Here is a 19107-nt window from a genome sequence, read left to right as displayed (position 1 = left end):
CTACAAATTGTTTCAACTGTCGAGGATTTAACCGAGGTGCTCTTGTTGAATAGTGAATATTGCTATAGTGTACTAGTTAGCTAGTTCAATGATATTTTTGTGTGAGTAGTATGACACAGCAAACCTCTTCTCAGCCTCGCGAGCATTTTGGCTCTCGTCTCGGGTTCATCTTAGCTGCCGCAGGTGCCGCAGTTGGCCTTGGCAATATTTGGGGCTTCCCAACTCAAGCAGCCAGTAATGGTGGCGGTGCTTTCCTGTTAGTTTATTTGGTGATGATTCTTATCGTCGCATTTCCGATGCTGGTGGTTGAAATGGCGATTGGTCGCCATGGTCAAGCCAACCCTGTAGACAGTATGCGTGCAATCACAGATAACCCTGCCGGTAAAAAGCTCGGCGGCATTGTGGGTTGGATTGGTTTAAGCGTACCAAGCGCTGTCTTAGCGTTTTATTCAATTGTTGGTGGTTGGTTGATCTGCTTTTTACTGGGTGCAATCACAGATCTAATGGGGTTAGAAGCTGCAACTCAATGGCTAAAGGGCTTTAGTGTTGAACGTAACTTGTTCGGAACCATTACTTTTTATGTACTGACGATTCTCATCGTACAAGGTGGCGTAAAACAAGGTATTGAGAAGTGGTCCACACGTTTGATGCCAGCATTGTTTGTTTTGTTTGCTCTGCTATTTGCTTACATCATGACGCAAAACGGTGCGATGGAAGGTCTGAAACATTACCTAGTGCCGGATTTTGAAAAGGTATGGGACCGCAAGTTGATTCTTGCTGCAATGGGGCAGGGCTTCTTCTCGCTTACGATCGGTGGCTGTTCAATGCTGATTTATGGCTCTTACTTGAGTAAGAAAGAGAACCTACCAAAGATGGCGATGAACGTGACCATGGTAGATACTGCCGTTGCTTTCATTGCAGGATTAGTGGTGATGCCAGCGATGTTTGTGGCAATGCAAAAAGGCGTTCAGATCTATGCAGAAGATGGCTCTCTATTAAGCTCTGATACGTTGGTATTTACCGTATTGCCATTGATGTTTGATAGCTTAGGTTTGCTTGGTCAATTGTTCTCTATTGTGTTCTTCTTATTGCTGACGATTGCGGCGCTAACGTCCTCCATTTCAATGTTAGAGTGTCCAGTGGCTTTAGTGAGTGAGCGCTTCAATACTAAGCGCAGCGCAACGAGCTGGGTTTTAGGTGGTCTCATTGCCTTGTTCAGTGTGGTGATTGTTTATAACTTTGGCGCTCTGTTTGGTATGGTCGCGACGGTTGCTACTCAGTATCTACAACCAACCGCTGCGCTCTTATTCTGCTTATTTGGTGGTTGGGTATGGAATCGCAACTCAAAAATCAAAGAGCTTGAGCAAGGTTGCCCGGAGTTTACGCAAGGTTGGTTTGGTAAGTTATGGCCTGCGTATGTGAAGTTTGTATGTCCAATTCTTGTGGCGACAGTCATCTGGGCTTCATTTGGCTAACCGGGACGCCTATCGAATAAAAGAAAAGGGCTTGATGGTAACTCATCAAGCCCTTTTTGATATTGGTTATTCTCGTTTCGGTTATCCGCCAAGAATGGTGTTGATTAACGGAATTGTCCTGCTTCTGGAAGAAAGTCAAAACCAGCAGAAGCCAGTTTTGTCTCCAGTGCTGTGCGTTCGATATCGAAGAAAGCCACCAGTTTATCTAAGTCACCACCGAAGTCGTCGCGTAGCTTCATATTCACAATGCTCATCAGCATGACAGGATCCATGGATTCAAAGTTCGCTAGATTCATTACTTATCCTCAAAATCTGAAATCAGTAGGTTTGCCGCAGCAAATGCCGCTTTTTCACGCACTTCTTTAGGCAGGGACTCATCCGCTGCAACATCGTTCAGTGCTTTAACTGCACATGAAATTGCTTGGGGAATATAAGCTTGATCGCCACTACCAATCTGAGCATAAAGCTCACGAACCAGTTCACAATAGCCGTATACTTGCATGTTTTCTTTCCACTAAATGATAACTTATCTCAATATACACACAGCGGATTTGAAACTCAAAGTACAGAGTTGTTTTGGCTCAAGTTGAAGGTTTGCTTGAGCGAGATTTAATCACTGCATTTGTGCTTCTAACTGCTGAGTGACTTCTGGTGAAAGTTGAAGTTGTTTTGCTAGTTCTTGCAGATACGCTTTTTCCATAAAGTTTTGTTCATCAGCGACGATCAAAGACGCCAGGTAAATTTCTGACGCTTGTTGAGGAGAGGTCGCCTGATTAGCAATTTCAGCAGGATCAAGCGGTTTGTTTAACTCTTGCTGAACGAGGTGACGAACGTGCTCATCTGCGCCCATATCCGCGAGAGCTTGTTCAATGCGAGCCATTTCCTCTTCATCAACGTGACCATCAGCTTTTGCAGCTCCAATCATTGCTTTTAAAATTAAGACACTGTGTTTACTGTCATCGGGGTCAAAGGTTTCTTGAACACCTTGACCGGATTGCTTGGCTTGCCAATCGTTATACACTTTGTAGGCCAAGGCTCCAAGCGCAGCTGCGCCACCGACTTTTAATGCGCTTGACCCTATTTTTTTAGTCATTTTTTTACTTTTCTTTGAGCCCATCAGCATACCGATGAGGCCTCCGCCTACAGCACCTGCTCCTAGCGTTTTTAGGCTACTTGAATTTGATGAGGATTTGATGTTGTTGGTTTGTTTGCCCAATGCATCTGCACCTTGCTTAAGTAAGTCTGATTTGAGTGCTTGGTTTAGAAGACTTTTTAAATCCATAACTGACCTCCTTTAGATGATGAAATCAGTTTAATAGCAAGAAGCTGAACCAAAGATTAACAAAGTGAATAGTTCGAAAAAGGTGGAGGGAGGATGTTGAGCTGTAATAAAAAGGGCTGACCGAAGCCAACCCTTTTTAACTATTTGAAACTACTTCAAATGCGAACTCGTCTAGTGCTTACTTTAGTTGAGCTTTTACGTGCTCAACAATGTCAGTCATTGCGACTGCTGTTTTCTCACCAGTAGCACGGTTCTTGTATTCGAAGTTGCCTTCTTTCATTGAGCGGTCACCGATAATAATGGTATGCGGTACACCAATCAGCTCCATGTCAGAGAACATTACGCCTGGGCGTTCTTTACGGTCGTCAAATAGCACTTCGATGCCCATTGCCGTTAGCTCAGCGTACAATTTCTCAGCGGCTTCTTTCACTTCTTCTGACTTGTGCATGTTCATTGGAACGATCGCTACCTGGAATGGTGCGATTGCATCTGGCCAGATGATGCCGTATTTGTCGTGGTTTTGTTCAATAGCAGCCGCTACTACGCGAGTGATACCGATACCGTAACAACCCATTTCTAGGATGACGTTCTTACCATCAGGACCCAGTACACCACAGTTCATCGCTGCGGAGTAAGCGTTACCTAGTTGGAAGATATGGCCAACTTCGATACCACGCTTAAGCTGGATAATGCCCTTGCCACATGGGCTTGGGTCACCTTCCACAACGTTACGTAGGTCTTCAACTTGGCCAAGCTCTACATCACGACCCCAGTTAATACCGAAGTAGTGTTTGCCATCGATGTTCGCGCCCGCACCGAAGTCGCTCATTACCGCAACGCTGCGGTCAACAATGAACGGCAGTTTAAGGCCAACAGGGCCAAGTGAACCAGGGCCTGCACCGATAAGCTCACGAATTTCTTCTTCAGATGCCATTTCCAGTGGAGCTGCAACCTGAGGAAGGTTTTCTGCTTTCACTTCGTTCAGTTCATGATCACCACGAATAATAAGCGCGATGATTGGCGCATCAACTTCGTCAGATGCTTTCACAAACAGTGTTTTCACTGTTTTTTCAATTGGTAGTTCGAACTGCTCAACCAATTCAGCGATTGTTTTCGCGTTTGGCGTATCAACCAAAGTCATTTCTTGTGTCGGTGCCGCAGCCTCAGAGGCTGGAGCTAGTGCTTCTGCTTTTTCAATGTTTGCCGCGTAATCTGACTCGCTAGAAAATGCGATGATATCTTCGCCGCTTTCAGCCAGTACGTGGAACTCTTGAGAGCCGCTACCACCGATAGCACCGCTATCTGCAAGTACAGGACGGTAATCCAGACCCATGCGATCGAATGCTTTACAGTAAGCATCATGCATTGCGTCGTATGACTTTTGTAGTCCGTCTTTATCAATGTCAAAGCTGTATGCATCCATCATTGAGAATTCACGTGAACGCATTACGCCAAAACGTGGGCGTCGTTCGTCACGAAATTTAGTTTGGATTTGGTACAGGTTTAGCGGAAGCTGTTTGTAAGAGCTCACTTCATTGCGAACAAGGCTAGTGATCACTTCTTCAGCGGTTGGGCTAAGTACAAACGGACGAACATGACGGTCAGTAAAGCGAAGTAGCTCAGGGCCCATCTTTTCGCTGCGGCCTGTCTCTTCCCATAGTTCAAACGGCTGAACAACGGGCATCAAAGTTTCGACTGCGCCTGCATTGTCGATTTCTTGACGAACGATGTTTTCGACTTTACGCAGTACACGTAGACCAGTAGGTAGCCAGGTGTATAAACCTGAAGCCAGCTTACGGATCATACCTGCACGTAGCATGAGCTGGTGGCTCACTACTTCTGCGTCGTTTGGAGTCTCCTTCAGAGTAGAAAGAAGATAATTACTGGTACGCATTAAATTTATCCGTTTATTTAAGTTAGATACCCAAGCTTGAATAAGCAGGAGTATGGGAGTTCCCGAAAGGGAAATTTGTTAGCCGTCTATAATATCAGCCAATTGCGTTTGTCAAAAGCTTTCAATAGCGGTAACCGTTATTAAGTTGCTTGTTGCTGTGAACTTTACGTTCAAGTCGAACAAATTTACCGCATATTCTTTGTCGTCCGGCTTGTTTTTCTTATATGCAGGGCGAGGATCTTGTGCCAGAACTTGTTCAATGACTGATCTTACATAGTCAGTATCGGATCGATTTTCTATCGTTGCTAATGCTTGAGCAGAAAAGGTGACTTGTGACTTTTCTGGCTCTTGGTCTGCGTATCCGCCTTGTGCTTCCGAAATAGAATCCGAATAGGGGATATAAGGCTTAATATCCACAATCGGTGTCCCATCCACGAGATCTACACTGCCTAAATCAAGATAGATTTGATCGCCTTGCTTAGTGACTCCTTTCACTTCAACGGCTGACATTCCGATTCCGTTTGGACGGAAAGTCGAGCGCGAGGCAAAGACACCAATTCGTTCATTGCCGCCTAATCGTGGCGGACGTACAGTTGGTTTCCAACCAGCTTCCAGGTTCTGATCAAATAGAAACAACAACCAAACGTGAGAGAACTGTTCTAGCCCACGCACTGCTTCAGGGCTATTTGCTGCACCTAACAGTTTTACGCGTGCTTTAGCCTCTGGTACTAAGCGTGGTTGGCGCGGAACTGCAAACTTTTCTTTGTACGGTGTCTCAATGACGCCGATGGGTTCGATGGAATACATAGTGGACATCTTTAAGAATTCATTGAGATGAAAAGTATCACAAATTTCTCTTGCTTTTTTTGTTGATAATGATTATTAATTAAAATGTTATAACATAACAATTTAATTGAAAGGAAAAGTATTATGAAACCAGGAATCCACCCTGAATATCGTCCTGTGGTGTTCCACGACACCAGTGTAGATAAGTACTTTGTCGTTGGTTCTACATTGAAAACGGAGAGAACCATCGAATGGAAAGATGGCAAAACTTACCCTTACTTTACGTTAGATGTGTCGTCAGCTTCTCACCCGTATTACACCGGTAAACAGCGCGTTGTACAAACCGAAGGTCGCATTGCGAACTTCAACCGTCGTTTTGGTCAATTTAAGAGCGAAAAGGAATAAATCATGAAGGTAGTAAAATCATTAAAAAGTGCAAAAAGTCGTCATCCGGATTGCCAGATTGTAAAACGGAGAGGGCGTCTTTATGTCATTTGTAAAACGAACCCGAGATTCAAAGCTGTGCAAAAGTAATCAACCTGCATATATCTAACTTATGGTTTTGTTTAATTGATAATGTTGAGTTAATTATCTTACATGGATGAAATATCTACATTTTTATTCAATGTTGGTTATAAATGCCTCTGTTCGTCACAGTTTGTAACATTTAGGGCTTTTATTTGACCTTCTACTCAAGTACCCTTCGCACGCTTTTTGACATTTTTGTCACATTTGCATAGGAATAAAAACAAGGAGGGAACAGATGAGTTCATCTGATTCAATTAAACAAAACTCGCCTAAGAAGCCGCTGTTTACGCGCTTTTTGGATACTGTCGAATATTTGGGGAACTTATTACCCCACCCGATCACACTATTTGCCATTTTCTGTTTAGCCATTCTGGTGATGTCGGGTATTGCAGGATACTTCGAAGTTTCCGTAGTTGATCCTCGTCCTGAGGGTGCAAAAGGTCGTGCCGCGGATGGCATGATTCATGTCGTTAGCTTGCTTAACGCTGATGGCCTTGAACTAATCGTTACCAATCTAGTGAAAAACTTTGTCGGCTTTGCACCTTTGGGTACGGTATTGGTTGCGATGTTGGGTGTTGCTATTGCTGAATACTCAGGCTTGCTATCTGCAGCAATGCGTGGCTTAGTCATGGGTGCATCACAACGCATGGTAACAGTGACGGTCGTTTTCGCGGGTATCATTTCAAATACGGCATCAGAGCTTGGCTATGTGGTACTTATTCCACTGGCTGCAATGCTGTTCCATTCTTTAGGTCGTCACCCACTTGCCGGTCTTGCTGCGGCGTTCGCTGGTGTATCTGGTGGTTACTCAGCAAACCTACTTATTGGTACGGTTGACCCGCTGTTGTCAGGCATTACTGAAACGGCGGCGCAAATGATCGACCCAACTTACACTGTTGGTCCAGAAGTTAACTGGTACTTCATGTTTGTGTCGACATTCTTCATTGCAATCACAGGTGCGTTTGTTACTGAAAAAATTGTTGAGCCAAAGCTTGGCAAATACAGTGAAGAAGAAGCCTCAGAAGATTTGTCGAACGACAAAATGGGTGGCTTAACAGACATTGAGAAGAAAGGCCTAAAACTAGCAGGTGTTGCTGTACTGGTTGTTTCAGCGCTGCTTGCTTGGACGGTTGTTCCAGAAGACGGCATCCTACGTTCTGATGCAGGTACAATTGCAGGTTCACCATTCCTGAAAAGTATCGTGGCATTCATCTTTGTGTTCTTTGCTATTCCAGGCTTTGTGTTTGGTAAAGTTGTTGGCACGATGAAGACGGATCGCGATGTAATTGATGCAATGGCGAAATCTATGTCTTCTATGGGCATGTACATTGTATTAGTTTTCTTTGCGGCTCAGTTCGTTGCTTTCTTTAAATGGACTAACTTCGGTCAGGTATTCGCGGTTGCTGGCGCTAGCTTCCTGCAAGAAATTGGCTTAACTGGTCCAATGTTGTTCTTTGCCTTCATCCTGATGTGTGGCTTTATTAACCTAATGATTGGTTCGGCATCGGCACAGTGGGCAGTAACGGCTCCGATTTTTGTTCCTATGTTGATGCTTGTTGGTTATGCACCGGAAACGATTCAGGCTGCTTACCGAATTGGTGACTCGACGACAAACATCATTACTCCAATGATGAGCTACTTTGGTTTGATTCTTGCCGTAGCGACTCGTTACATGAAGAACTTAGGTATCGGTACGCTGATCGCGACCATGCTACCTTACTCAATCTGCTTCATTGTAGGTTGGAGTGTGCTCTTCTACCTATGGGTATTCGTATTTGGTTTACCAGTAGGCCCTGGCGCAGCAACATACTACACACCGTAGAAAACGGTTACCTCACACAGCTCCATTATAAAAAGCCTGCGAACGTCGCAGGCTTTTTTATCGATTGAGACTGTGTACGCAGGCTTACCTGATTATAGATGTCGGTTTATAGCTGAAAACGCATCAACAAAGGGCGATAAAAGTGCTGAGTGAGCCAGCATAAGCTTTTCCAAATTATGCGTTTGTACCAAGGTAAGTGCGCAATATAAACATAGCTAAATTCAATTTCTGGCCGGGCTTTTCTGTTGCGTTTAAAAGCCGGAGCGCCTGAGCTCATATTAAAGCGACGCTGGTATATCATGGCATGGCGGATGGTATAGGCCGATATTCGACGATACAATGCGAGGCGTTGTGGCTTATTGGTATCGTAGCCAAAAATTGGGCAAGTCATATCATTATCAATTTCTACAATGCCTAACGTAGCCAGCATCTCTTCTTGATAAAACAGTCCCACTAAATGTACTAATTTGTTCTGGCTCGCCTGTTTTAAATATTGGCTTGAAAACTGGATGTTATTGAGGCTGTATTTATCAAGGTAAAGCATGTCATATAACTCTTTGGCACGCTGAAATTCTTCATCAGTGGTCAGTGGCCTAAACTGCCAATCTTTATCATTAAGCAGTTTGAAGTCTTTCGTTAAATCTCGGTTGAAGCTGAACGCTTGCCAATCATCAAGTAAATACACTTGTCGTGTTACCAAGCTTTGCCATTTTGGCTGCTTCAATCGCTGAATTAAGTGTAAATGCTGACGCTGATTGAGGGAGCGAAGCACCAAGGGAAAGGTGGGGTATTGATCGAGTGCGACGCGACGCAGTTCATCGAGATTTAAGGCTGCCCATTGTTCGCTATACATATTGGTGGACAAGCACTGATTGTTGAGCGTTTGGACTTGATCCAATCCAGCCAGTGATAAGATTGGTTTAGTCATATTAATAAGTAACTTACATACCCATCGAACAGCCACATTTTTGACTTTGTGAAGCTCTTCTTCGGCGTAGCCACTAAGCAGTGTCATAGGGGACACGGCATAACAGTTGTTTGGTATTTTTGGTGTTACGGAGTAGGGAATGGCAACATCATCGATATAGTAGCAACCAAAGCTTGCTGTGCATTCATCAATGGGATTCGACTGCATAAGAGTGAAAAAAGTTTTATGCCATTCTTGAGAGGAAAGTGTCATGAGTTCAATGCCTCTCCATTCCACTCAATATCAACGGTAGAAGCGTCGCTCCACTTCGTCTTGTTCTGCCTAGCTAACCGGAGTAATTCAAACATACTCCGGATTTGGCTCCCGGCCGGTAAGTTATGCTGTTGCATCACATTCACTCCAGACCACCAATCTTGCCAAGTTCGAGCCTTGAACAGGGATAATCCACCTTCCGCGATGAGTGTTATTGGACCTAAATGATGCAATCGCTGCTTGGAAGGACTGGTAAACTCCATATTAGGAAGCAGTTGGTTGCATCGAGACGAGAGTAGGTGCAAACCACTGGTGGCTCTTGGGTTACATTCAATCACGTAGAGTTCATCTTGTGATTTGATGAAGTCAAACGACACTTGCCCATGATAAGTATGACGTTTACCAAAAGCTGCGATAAATGTATCTAGTCGTTCGCACGAGGTCGGCTGAAAAGCACTGGCGGCCGAGCCGTTTACACAGTATTTCGGCACATAAGCTTGGTGTGCTTTAAGGTCACCATGTTCAAAAATGGCATAGTTACACACCGGAGTCCCATGGATTTTTTGTTGCTGAACCCAAGGGTAAAGGGGCGATATCGTGGCGGCAGAAATAGACTGAGTTGTCACATCTCTTATGACTTGCCCGCCAAACCGAGAGTAAACGGGCTTTAGAACGGTTCTCTTATTAATTTCAATCTCACTTTTATCAGCGACCAAGCGAGTTTTTGGAAGTGTGATTTCTGGCAAACCTTGAAGCTGTTCAAAGACGGTCAACTTGTTGTGCAGGGCATTGAGTAGTCCCACATTGGGCAGAAAAAAATCTACTTCTGGGCATTGTTTGGCAACATGAGCCAAGTAATAAACTTCTTCACAAGTGGGTATCACTATATCAATACGCATCTGAGTAATGATTTTTAGGATCTGCTGTTGATAGGTGGGAAACGCAAATCGAGGTGAAGCGGTGGGTATATAAGACTCGATACCTCGCAAAAACGATCCCAGAGGCTTTTTTAGCGAATCGGTGAGAATTACTTCATGCCCATGATGCATACACATGGTTGCCCACTCTAGTGCAACTGGTGCTCGGGCTCCGGTGATTAAGACCCGCATATGTTCACCACACGTCGTTGTTTATTCATTGGCGTCCAAATAGGCGCAGGGCGGTAACTAAATCTGACAGGATCAAGCCGCAATTGGTCAAACAACTTTATCAAGGCTTGATGTATAACCCGATGGTGGTGAACATCCGCTTCAATTTGAATGGCTTGTGACCCTGTTTGGGTGATTCGGTAATCCACGCGACCTTTGGCAAATAGTGTTATAGCGCGGTAGATGAGATCTGGTAACACCGTCACTGGGACGTGGTTTGCGTTTAGCGTGAGGCGATCACCACATCGTCCGGCAATCGCGCCAATAGGTTCAAATACGCCATTATCCTGTTTATTCTCAATAATATCGTCGAGCTGATAACGAATAATGGGCTGAGTTTTACGACGAAAATCGGTGATAATTGGGCTGTAATGAGTACGTTCGGTATTCAGCCAATGTTTTTCGATGTAAACAACATCTTGATTCCAGCGCATTTGTCCATGCTGATCAGTACATGCAAGAAAACCTTCGGTACATTGATAGACTTCATGGAGTTCGCTGTCGAACCGTTGAGAAATAAAGTGACGGTCACTCTCAGTTAGGACTTCTGCACCAGAAATGATCCGCTGTGGTTGAATTGCGGGTTGACCAAATTGACCGCTGAACTGGGCGCAGAGCTGAAGAGCTTGCGCACTACCAACCAAAAGCGTGGGTTGGAACTCATCCAACTCTTTTATCCATTCTTGGTAAGGTTTAGTTAAATCCGCATAAAAGAATGTGACAGGGCCTTTCGCGACGGATTTATACAGTGGGCTGTTGGCGCGCAAGGCTAGCGCAATTCGGTGCTTTTGCCATAGGTTGGGCAACAGGCGAGCCAATATATTGCCAGCCCACAGTTGCGTTTCCTGTTTGTCAGCAAGAAACAACCCGCGCATGCCTGATGTGCCCGAAGAAAGCCCAACAGTAACATCGCCAACTTTCGAAGCGGCGAAGTTGCGTGACTGTTCTGCTTCGAGTGCTTGTTGCATTAGCTGTTCAGCATCTAAGCCTTTCGTATTCAACTCCGAGAGGTTCTCCATCATGGTTTGCTTATTCATGATAGGGAAATCACTGAGTGGTGCACCTTGAAGTGAGCGGTAATACGGTGAATGACGGCATACCCAATCCAAGTGTTGCGTTAAGTGTTGTTGCTGCCATGTTTCGACTTGTTCCCTTGAGCCGAAGGGGCGGTAGCGGGTTCGCCAGAATTCTGAGATAAGCGTTCTCACTTCATCCATCCTTCTTTGATTAGCTGCTGGATAGTTTCCTGACAATGTGAAGGCACGAAGCGAACAAAGTGGTGGGTTTGTTGGTAGCAACTTCTCAACTCGGAGAGGGTGTTTTTATAGGCTTTTGTATCATCGCAAAGCATGTTCGCCAGCCAATGTTGATCGATATTTTCACTCAAGCTCTCGATTAACCAGCATGCATCGGCGAGTAAGAACAGCCAACCTTGGTCTCTTTTAACCAGCAAGCCCACTTGGCCAGCTGCATGGCCTGGCAAGCTAACCATATAAATAAATCCATCGTCGAACATGTCTTTACAGAGCAAATTAACACCTTGGCACTGAGGAAGAATTTGGCTGATTGATACAGAAAAGTCACTATGAATGAATAAGTTAGATTCAAGTTGTGGAGGAAGTAGAGCTTTTAGGTATCCTTTTCTTACGCCTCCAATTCGACCACTTTTAGTAATTGCATCCACCCCTTTTTGTTGGCAATGCAATTGAGAGTGGGAAAACTCAGACACGGCAGCAATGTGATCAGCATGGAAGTGGGAAAGTACTAAGTGTTCAATATCATGAGGTTTGAGACTTTCTTTTGCTAACTGCGCAACAATTCCGTGTTCTTTGTTATAGCGACAAGGTGTTGTCCAAGCATAAAAACGTTCAGGGAAGGGACGAGTCGCGCTAAAAAAATGCTCGTGATATCCCGTGTCAAACAGGATGTTGCCTTGTGTTGGGTGCTGAATTAACGCAACGGCTGCCGGAAATGCTCTAGGCTTGATACCAGAACCTGGTTTGACAACAAAGCCTGGGTGTACGCAGTGTCCAACCTCAAAGATTTTTATTTTTAGACCAGTTTGCATACTGCTGTATTCCTTCTTGAATTGAAAAAAGCGGTTGGTAATTCAGTGTTTGTTTCGCCTTGCTGATATCCAGAGTTTGATGATAGTTAAACAATCCTGCGCTGTATGAGGTGAGCCTTGGTTCTGGCTGATGTGGTAAGTGCCTTCGTATTTGCTCACTGAGCTTTAATAATGGTGATACAACGCCATATGGTAATGATTGTAACGTTACTTTTAGGTTTAACCCCTCACATAAAGCTTGCAGAACAGTCTCAATTGGCATTGGTTCGTTGTTGGAAATGTTGAACACATCACCATGCTGAAGTCGGTCTGCCTGAGTGCAAGCGAGCATCGCTGCATGGGCAACGTTATCGACATAAGTCAGATCAACCACAGGATTTCTACCCGATGGCAGAAGCAGAGTGTTGTTTTTTATCGCCTTAAGCACTCTTGGGATAATAGCGCGATCATTGGGTCCAAAAATGCCACGCGGTCTTAAAATGATCGCTTTGCTTTGGCCTTTTACGGCTTCAATTTCCGATAGGTATTTTGTGTGTGCGTAATCATTACACCAGTATGAAGCTATGGCGTCGGTTTCTCGAATATTCCAACGGTCTTGATGGTCAAAGTAGACGCTGGTGGAGGAAATATGGATAAAACGCGAGATTTGATAGGTATTAGCCGCATTGACGAGGTTTTTGGTGGCATCTACATTGGCTTGATAAAACGCCTGCCACTTTCCCCATGGGCTTGAGAGAGCGGCACAATGGATGATTGCATCCATACCTTGGCATACCGCATGAACTGCTGAGTGGTCTCTTAAATCGACTATATGTGGGATAACATCGAATTGCTCGGCGAGTTGTTTAGCGATGACTGTATTTCGTGCTATAAAATGCAGTTCATGCTGCTGGTGAAACATTCTCAGAATTGCGCTACCCAACATCCCGCTGCCACCAGTGACCAATATCTTCATAGTTTTAGCACTCCCATCCCTAGCGACAACCCTGCGGCGGTGCCAGCTAATAACACATGTTTTCCTGCGGTTTCTGGCTGATTACGCAGCCAGTGTAAGTTAATTGGGAGTGAGGCGGCGACTTGGTTTCCCAAAGTCGAAAAGTGATTAACGGTTTTCTCTGTTGGTAGCCCGGTGAGTGAAGGCAGTTTTTTTAATCCATGCGCGCTGGCTTGATGAGGAAGAAAATAATCAATATCGCCGAGTGTTACCGGAGAGGCGTCAAACCCTTTTTTTAGAAACGCTGGTAAGGCTTTACGCACATGTTTAAAGAGTGCTTTGCCCTCCATCTCAAACTGGCAACTTTTTAAATAGGCTTGATGCTCGGAGGTATGCGGATTGATATGACTACCTCCGCCCTTAATTTGACAAAATGAATACCCGGTATGATGCGTTTCAAAGTGACTGGTGAGCAATCCATCATCGTCGTGTTCTTCGAGCAAAAATGCGGCGGCACCGTCCGCGAATAAGGTTGCAACTTCTGGTTTGAGCGTAAAATTTCGATTCAGTGTGATGCCAGTGGCGAGTTCGCTGGTGACAATAAGAATCCGACGGTACCGTTTTGCTAAGAATAGACTCTGAGCAAGATCAAGCGCAGAGAGAAAGGATAAACAGGTGCTGTTCAAATCAAAGCTTTCTAGCCATGTTGGAGCGTCTAACGCGGCGAGAACCGCTGAGGCGTCGTAGGGTAGAGACTGGTGGTGTGTGCCGCTAGCGTAGATAAGAAGATCAACGGAGCTTAAGGTATGTGTGTTTCCTAAACACTGCTCTATTGCCTGCATTGCCATGTAAATAGCGGTCTCTTTTGTATTGGCTACATGACGATATTCAACGTCGAATTTATTTCGGCAGGTCCCTGGCGCTAATTTTAGGAAGCGATCCATCTCTCGATCAGACCATTGATTCGTTGGCAGGTAGCTTCCACTGGAAACGATGTTAAAGCCCATTATTCTCTATACACTTATTAAAAACGTCGTTCAAAATAAACCACGTTGCATATTGAAGCTATGGCGAGCAAGATGAAAAATAAACAGAACAAAACAAATGGGAGTAAGAGCACGCTTTGGGTGCAATGCTGAGAATGAATTTTCAGGAATGAGCCAGGCTTTTATTTGCTGGCTCAATTTGAATAGAGTGAGGGTTACTTCTTAAATTTCGCCAAAATACGATCCAAATGGTTTGCAAATTCGCGTCGATCGGTTTGAGAAAGCGCGGCGGGCCCACCTGTCTGAATTCCGCTTGAACGCATGGTTTCCATAAAGTCGCGGATATTTAGGCGAGCTTTGATGGTGTCTTTTGTATAGAGCTCGCCACGAGAACTGAGGGCTTGAGCGCCTTTAGAGATAACCTCATCTGCAAGCGGAATATCTGACGTGATCACCAAATCGTTGGCTTCCACACGCTTGACGATTTCGTTGTCTGCGATGTCAAATCCCGCAGGGACTTGTAGCGAGTGGATGTTGTCTCTTTTCGGCACAGGGACAACGTGGTTAGCGACAAACGTACATTCAATCCCCGTACGCTCGGCGGCACGCACAATGGTTTCGCGAATAACTTTCGGACACGCGTCTGCATCTACCCATAACTTCATGATGACTTCTCACTGAGTTTCGCTTCTAACTCTTCAATACGAATGGCTAGCATTGTTACGGCGCGTTCTAGGGCTTCAAGACGATCATTATCGGTGTGGTGTTGTGCTGCGATTTCAACCTTGGGTACGCGTTGAGCACTCTTCCAACTTTTTATTGCGGTGATTAATGCTGGCATTGGAACTGGCGTTTTCAAGCGTGCTTTCACTAACGCTACGGTTGGCTCTTTTCCTTGTTGTTGCAACTGTTCCATTGCCGCTTCTAATTCTTTAGTAACGTCTTGAGTTAACATTTTTAATCCTTAACAACGATATATCTATCATCATACGTTGAGTGCGCTAATTTGGCGAATGGCATTTTGGAGAGTGTAGTGTGAGAGATCTCTTACATAGGTTGTGAGAGAAAACGATTTCGTAAGCGGAAAAAGAGAAGCTGAAGAGCTTAAGTTTCTGATAAATAATGATTTAGCAACTTGTTAACCAATGTGAGAGCCAAATATTTATCTTGGATAGATTGTCTATTTTTGGAAAAGGCGTAAATTGAGAGTTGTCAGCAGGAAGCAGACATGGAACAGGAAAGCACCAAGGATTTGGTTATCGTCAGGAAGACGATTTGGTTGGTCAGGATGATTAATCAAGCATGGAGCGTAGGACATTGTAAGGATACGATCATCAATAGGATGTTGATGACTAAGGATAGACAATGGACCCCTCTAGGATTGAGGTTATGGACAGCATCAGGAAGATGCAAGGGACACCGCTCAAGGAACAAGTGACGTGTGCTAACGAGGAATGTTAGCAGTCAGGATGATAAGGACACCGCTAGGACGGCGACGTAAGGAATAAGCTGACGGAATCAGCCACTATTATGGATGATGCATGGAGCACTTTTAGTAGCCGGACTGCTGCGAGTAAGACCATGACCCCGATACTTATGTGTCGGGGTCTTTCTTATATAAAAACGATATCCAGTGTTCTCATTGAATTAAGCATCTCGATGTTATTTGGGGATATCAATATCACAAAATATATAAATTCCTAATAACACTTAATAAAAAACAACTCAGATCAATATCCTTTCCAACCTGTTGGTTTAACTTTCGGCTTCTCTACAAGGTGTTATGCCCGCAATCATTGAGCATGTTCAGCTCATCGAGTTTGTGATCTGCGGATAGATTAAGTTTGTTGTAATCAAGGAACAGATGTGGCCATAGTAACCAGAAGAATGCTTCTTCTACCCTACAATGAGTCGTTGCAACTAGAATTCGTCATGCTGAATTGCTGTGCGAAAAACCGTGCTGAATTGAATGGTCCGTATACAGTTGCGTCTGCCAAACAGATGTTTGAGAAAATACTGGATGATGAGAACATTTATAGTATGGCAGTGCTAGAGAGCACCAGTCGTGACTATATGGGGCACGTGTTTATTGCTAATCTCGATTCCGAACCTGAATTAGGGTTTATTTTTGATAAATCATATTGGGGTAAAGGGTTAGCAACAGAAGCACTAAAAGCATTTTTCCCCAAAGCGTGCCGTGAGTTGGGCTTGAATAAGGTGAAAGCTAACGTGAATAGCAATCATCAAGCTTCTATGGCGGTACTGAAAAAGCTGGGATTTGTTAAAACAAAAGAAAGTAAGGATATATATGGTCCTTACTTTGAAATGGAATTTACAAGCGATGCGGTGGTAGGTGAAAGTTCTGCGGCCTGAAACCGACCATGGTTAACTCTCCTTGGTAGCAATCGTCACCAAGAGATGAAAACTCAAATTGATACACCGTATGCCAACGCCAGACTCCGTCTGGCGTTTTTAGTTTATGGGCACCAAAGGCGATGCTGATTAATTGGAGATCCAATTGCTCACATTTACGCGTGATGGCCGCTTTTGCGAGTTCGGCTTGGCGACGCTGTTGCCAAAACAGGTAACAGAAAAAGCAGAGCCCTAAAATTGCTAAAAGATCACCAATCATTCCTGAACCTTTCTTAGCTTTTTGTTGCTTGTTGTAAGCTTACTAGCGCATTTGCTAGTTCCTCTGATGGGTTTGAATGCAGCAAAGGCAATAACACCATTCTTAACTCTGGCAGCATCACTAAATCGGCAAATAACTGATTAAATAGGGCTTGATTACCGGTTTGAGCTAAACGCAGCAAAAACTGTTCCGCTACCTTTTCATTGGCGAGTAAGTGCCAAGCGCGGCCCGCCACACCAATCAATACCTCCTGATGGCTTAAACGAGGGCTATGCAATATCGCATCTAATACTGGAGAGGCGACTTCTGTTGGTGCACCAGCAAGGGCTCGGATAAGTGCTGAAAGTAGGAAGAGATCAGGTTCGCTACTTGCGATTTCTTGCTGTGCCTTTTCTGCGATACGTTCTGCTAAACGCTCTTGTAGCTCTACATGCTCAAGCGCACCTAATAGGGCATAAAGTGGCTCATTTGGTAGGTGGTTCAACGCTTTGCGTATCATTACTCCGTTTTGCTCTTTGTCCAGGCGAGCGGCTATGTCTGTGATACCTTGCAGACCTACAGTTTGCCAATTATCCCAGCCTAAACCTCCAGAGAAGTAATGCTGGGTATGCTCGTAATATTGGCTGGTAGGAAGATTGAGGTTTGCGCGGACCTGGCTATGAAACACGGCCATTTTATCTTCGGAAGGTTTGAAAGTGTATGGGTTGTTAGACAGCTTTTGCTGTTGCTCTTCAGTGATATCATCATTGAGGCGTGTTCCCATAGCCTCCACTACGTATTTAATGAAATTGCCGATATCCGCTTGCTTTAACAAACCGCGCTCGTCCAATTCAAACTTTAGAAACCAAATCCAAGGTTGCTTTTGTTCATTCCAATAAGCGATGGCAAGGTGTGCTTTACGCTGCATTGGGAATGGGTACGGTGCTTGACCTTTTTCTACATCGGCAAACTCTTTCTTAGCGATGGTTTTGATACGACGACCAAGATCGAAGATTTGATAATCACAGCGGCTGTTGTTCAACAGTTGAGTGAGGGTTTGAATGTTTTCCATTAAATACGACGTCCTAACGTTCTTTTCACAAGAAATGGTATCATTCTCGGCTAATTCAAGGTTCGAGATAGAATTAATGGTAACAAATACTCAATTGGTCGACTTACTTCACCAACTTGAAGCGCAGCTTAGAGAGCATAACTTATGGCAATATACTATGCCTTCAGAGCAAGCCTTACAAAGTGCGGAGCCATTTGCGATTGATACGTTGCATCCTCATGAGTGGTTGCAGTGGATTTTTATAGCCAGAATGCACGCACTAGTGGAAAACAATCAACCACTGCCAAGAGGGTTTTCTCTCGAGCCCTATTTTTCTGAAGCGTGGAAGCAGGAACCGCAGTTCGCAGAGCTGCTTGTTACAATCCGAACCATTGACGAACTGTGTAAGTAAACTAATGCTAGAACAAAAAATAGCGCGATCTTCAGAACCAGTTGAGCTGGAGATCGTTTATCAGGATGAATATTTTGTAGCGGTCAACAAGCCTGCAGGCATGTTAGTGCATCGCAGTTGGTTAGATAAACACGAAACTCAGTTTGTCATGCAAACTTTGCGCGACCAAATTGGTCAGCATGTGTTCCCATTACATCGTCTGGATCGTCCAACATCTGGTGTGCTCGTGTTTGCGTTGTCGAGTGAAGTCGCATCACAAGTCATGCCGATGTTTGCTGAACATAAAATGGAAAAGACATACCACGCAATAGTACGCGGTTGGATTGAGGAAGAGGGCGTTTTGGATTACGCGCTCAAAGTCGAGTTAGACAAGATTGCGGATAAGTTCGCTTCACAAGAAAAAGAGGCGCAAGAAGCGGTGACGGAATATAAGCCGTTGGCTAAAGTGGAGGTTCCCTATTCGACGGGTAAATTTCCTACAACGCGTTATTGCTTAGTTGAGATGAAACCTAAAACGGGGCGTAAGCACCAACTTCGTCGTCATATGGCACATCTACGCCATCCGATCGTGGGTGATACAACGCACGGGGATGGAAAGCACAACAAGCTGTATCGCACAGAGTTTGAATCTCATCGTCTGCTACTGCATGCTTCAGAGTTACGGTTCGTCCATCCATTTACCGATCAAGAGATTGTCATGACGGCCAATCTTGATGAAACTTGGCAGCAATTGTTCACTCGATTTGAGTGGGATGAATCGATGATTAACAGATAATCGGTGCAGTTAGATCTAGATAATGATTGGGTACAAATAAAAAGGGTTAGCATCAATGCTAACCCTTTTTTAAAATTTTGTGCCGTCCTAAATAAGGTTGACACTTTCCCCCCAAAAAAATTGGAGAGTGTTATGAAATCAACAACTAAAAGAAC

The 19107-nt window shown here is 44.5% G+C and carries 22 protein-coding genes; 7 read left to right on the top strand and 15 right to left on the bottom strand.

Annotated features, from left to right (window positions below; translation table 11 throughout):
• Positions 1-110 precede the first annotated feature (110 nt).
• Entirely contained in the window at positions 111-1475 is a 1365-nt protein-coding gene (locus R7040_RS17030; RefSeq protein ID WP_005391763.1) for a sodium-dependent transporter, read from the top strand.
• A gap of 104 nt (positions 1476-1579) precedes the next feature.
• Here the strand turns inward: R7040_RS17030 and R7040_RS17025 are convergent, their stop codons facing one another.
• From R7040_RS17025 to tsaA, 5 genes are all read right to left on the bottom strand, one after another.
• Complete coding sequence (locus R7040_RS17025; protein ID WP_005380289.1) at positions 1580-1771, bottom strand: DUF4250 domain-containing protein; 192 nt, start codon at positions 1769-1771, stop codon at positions 1580-1582.
• Complete coding sequence (locus tag R7040_RS17020; RefSeq protein WP_215810022.1) at positions 1771-1977, bottom strand: YaeP family protein; 207 nt, start codon at positions 1975-1977, stop codon at positions 1771-1773. Before R7040_RS17020 ends, R7040_RS17025 begins: the two co-directional genes overlap by 1 nt.
• 111 nt (positions 1978-2088) lie before the next feature.
• Positions 2089-2757 (bottom strand): tellurite resistance TerB family protein, encoded by a 669-nt coding sequence (locus R7040_RS17015; protein ID WP_005380291.1) that lies wholly within the window; start codon positions 2755-2757, stop codon positions 2089-2091.
• 178 nt (positions 2758-2935) lie between these two features.
• Positions 2936-4651, bottom strand: a complete 1716-nt coding sequence (locus R7040_RS17010; protein WP_054577581.1) for a proline--tRNA ligase — start codon at positions 4649-4651, stop codon at positions 2936-2938.
• Between the two features lie 111 nt (positions 4652-4762).
• Positions 4763-5458: a tRNA (N6-threonylcarbamoyladenosine(37)-N6)-methyltransferase TrmO gene (gene tsaA / locus R7040_RS17005; RefSeq protein WP_005380294.1), complete on the bottom strand. Its 696-nt coding sequence runs from the start codon at positions 5456-5458 to the stop codon at positions 4763-4765.
• A gap of 123 nt (positions 5459-5581) precedes the next feature.
• On the opposite strand from tsaA, the gene R7040_RS17000 reads away from it, so the two are divergent.
• The 3 genes from R7040_RS17000 to R7040_RS16990 all read left to right on the top strand — a co-directional run bounded on the left by R7040_RS17000 (position 5582) and on the right by R7040_RS16990 (position 7787).
• Positions 5582-5842 carry a type B 50S ribosomal protein L31 gene (locus R7040_RS17000; protein ID WP_005380295.1) on the top strand — a complete coding sequence of 87 codons (261 nt, stop codon included), beginning with the start codon at positions 5582-5584 and terminating at the stop codon, positions 5840-5842.
• 3 nt (positions 5843-5845) lie between these two features.
• Positions 5846-5971 carry a type B 50S ribosomal protein L36 gene (gene ykgO / locus R7040_RS16995; protein ID WP_005380299.1) on the top strand — a complete coding sequence of 42 codons (126 nt, stop codon included), beginning with the start codon at positions 5846-5848 and terminating at the stop codon, positions 5969-5971.
• A 229-nt stretch (positions 5972-6200) separates the two neighbouring features.
• Positions 6201-7787, top strand: a complete 1587-nt coding sequence (locus R7040_RS16990; protein ID WP_005380301.1) for an AbgT family transporter — start codon at positions 6201-6203, stop codon at positions 7785-7787.
• 106 nt (positions 7788-7893) lie between these two features.
• Here R7040_RS16990 and R7040_RS16985 read toward each other — a convergent pair whose 3' ends face one another.
• The 8 genes from R7040_RS16985 to R7040_RS16950 all read right to left on the bottom strand — a co-directional run bounded on the left by R7040_RS16985 (position 7894) and on the right by R7040_RS16950 (position 15058).
• Positions 7894-8967 (bottom strand): hypothetical protein, encoded by a 1074-nt coding sequence (locus R7040_RS16985; protein ID WP_318081454.1) that lies wholly within the window; start codon positions 8965-8967, stop codon positions 7894-7896.
• Positions 8964-10076, bottom strand: coding sequence for an ATP-grasp domain-containing protein (locus R7040_RS16980; protein ID WP_318081455.1), 1113 nt, complete (start codon positions 10074-10076; stop codon positions 8964-8966). The genes R7040_RS16985 and R7040_RS16980 overlap by 4 nt, the downstream gene beginning before the upstream one ends.
• Complete coding sequence (locus R7040_RS16975) at positions 10064-11332, bottom strand: F390 synthetase-related protein (RefSeq protein WP_318081456.1); 1269 nt, start codon at positions 11330-11332, stop codon at positions 10064-10066. Before R7040_RS16975 ends, R7040_RS16980 begins: the two co-directional genes overlap by 13 nt.
• Positions 11320-12183, bottom strand: coding sequence for an MBL fold metallo-hydrolase (locus R7040_RS16970; RefSeq protein WP_318081457.1), 864 nt, complete (start codon positions 12181-12183; stop codon positions 11320-11322). Before R7040_RS16970 ends, R7040_RS16975 begins: the two co-directional genes overlap by 13 nt.
• Positions 12152-13138 (bottom strand): NAD-dependent epimerase/dehydratase family protein, encoded by a 987-nt coding sequence (locus R7040_RS16965; RefSeq protein ID WP_017636032.1) that lies wholly within the window; start codon positions 13136-13138, stop codon positions 12152-12154. The genes R7040_RS16970 and R7040_RS16965 overlap by 32 nt, the downstream gene beginning before the upstream one ends.
• Positions 13135-14124: a ketoacyl-ACP synthase III gene (locus tag R7040_RS16960; RefSeq protein WP_017636033.1), complete on the bottom strand. Its 990-nt coding sequence runs from the start codon at positions 14122-14124 to the stop codon at positions 13135-13137. The genes R7040_RS16965 and R7040_RS16960 overlap by 4 nt, the downstream gene beginning before the upstream one ends.
• Positions 14125-14318: 194 nt before the next feature.
• Complete coding sequence (locus R7040_RS16955; protein ID WP_005380310.1) at positions 14319-14768, bottom strand: YaiI/YqxD family protein; 450 nt, start codon at positions 14766-14768, stop codon at positions 14319-14321.
• Positions 14765-15058, bottom strand: a complete 294-nt coding sequence (locus R7040_RS16950; RefSeq protein WP_213967767.1) for a hypothetical protein — start codon at positions 15056-15058, stop codon at positions 14765-14767. The genes R7040_RS16955 and R7040_RS16950 overlap by 4 nt, the downstream gene beginning before the upstream one ends.
• A 932-nt stretch (positions 15059-15990) precedes the next feature.
• Here R7040_RS16950 and R7040_RS16945 point away from each other — a divergent pair.
• A complete protein-coding gene (locus R7040_RS16945; protein WP_005385338.1) occupies positions 15991-16476 on the top strand; it encodes a GNAT family N-acetyltransferase in 486 nt (161 codons plus the stop codon).
• On the opposite strand, the gene R7040_RS16940 is transcribed toward R7040_RS16945, so the two are convergent.
• Positions 16436-16735, bottom strand: a complete 300-nt coding sequence (locus R7040_RS16940) for a DUF3301 domain-containing protein (RefSeq protein ID WP_005380315.1) — start codon at positions 16733-16735, stop codon at positions 16436-16438. The genes R7040_RS16945 and R7040_RS16940 overlap by 41 nt on opposite strands.
• 13 nt (positions 16736-16748) lie before the next feature.
• Complete coding sequence (locus R7040_RS16935; RefSeq protein ID WP_213967768.1) at positions 16749-17786, bottom strand: DUF3549 family protein; 1038 nt, start codon at positions 17784-17786, stop codon at positions 16749-16751.
• 76 nt (positions 17787-17862) lie between these two features.
• Between R7040_RS16935 and R7040_RS16930 the strand changes: the two genes are divergently transcribed.
• Together R7040_RS16930 and truC are read left to right on the top strand one after the other, a co-directional pair.
• Positions 17863-18177 carry a YqcC family protein gene (locus R7040_RS16930; protein WP_005385342.1) on the top strand — a complete coding sequence of 105 codons (315 nt, stop codon included), beginning with the start codon at positions 17863-17865 and terminating at the stop codon, positions 18175-18177.
• A gap of 4 nt (positions 18178-18181) precedes the next feature.
• On the top strand, positions 18182-18952 hold the full coding sequence (gene truC / locus R7040_RS16925) for a tRNA pseudouridine(65) synthase TruC (RefSeq protein ID WP_213967769.1): 771 nt from the start codon (positions 18182-18184) through the stop codon (positions 18950-18952).
• Positions 18953-19107 lie beyond the last annotated feature (155 nt).

The organism is Vibrio sp. 1069 (assembly GCF_033340555.1).
This window is presented reverse-complemented; position numbering and strand designations above follow the sequence as displayed.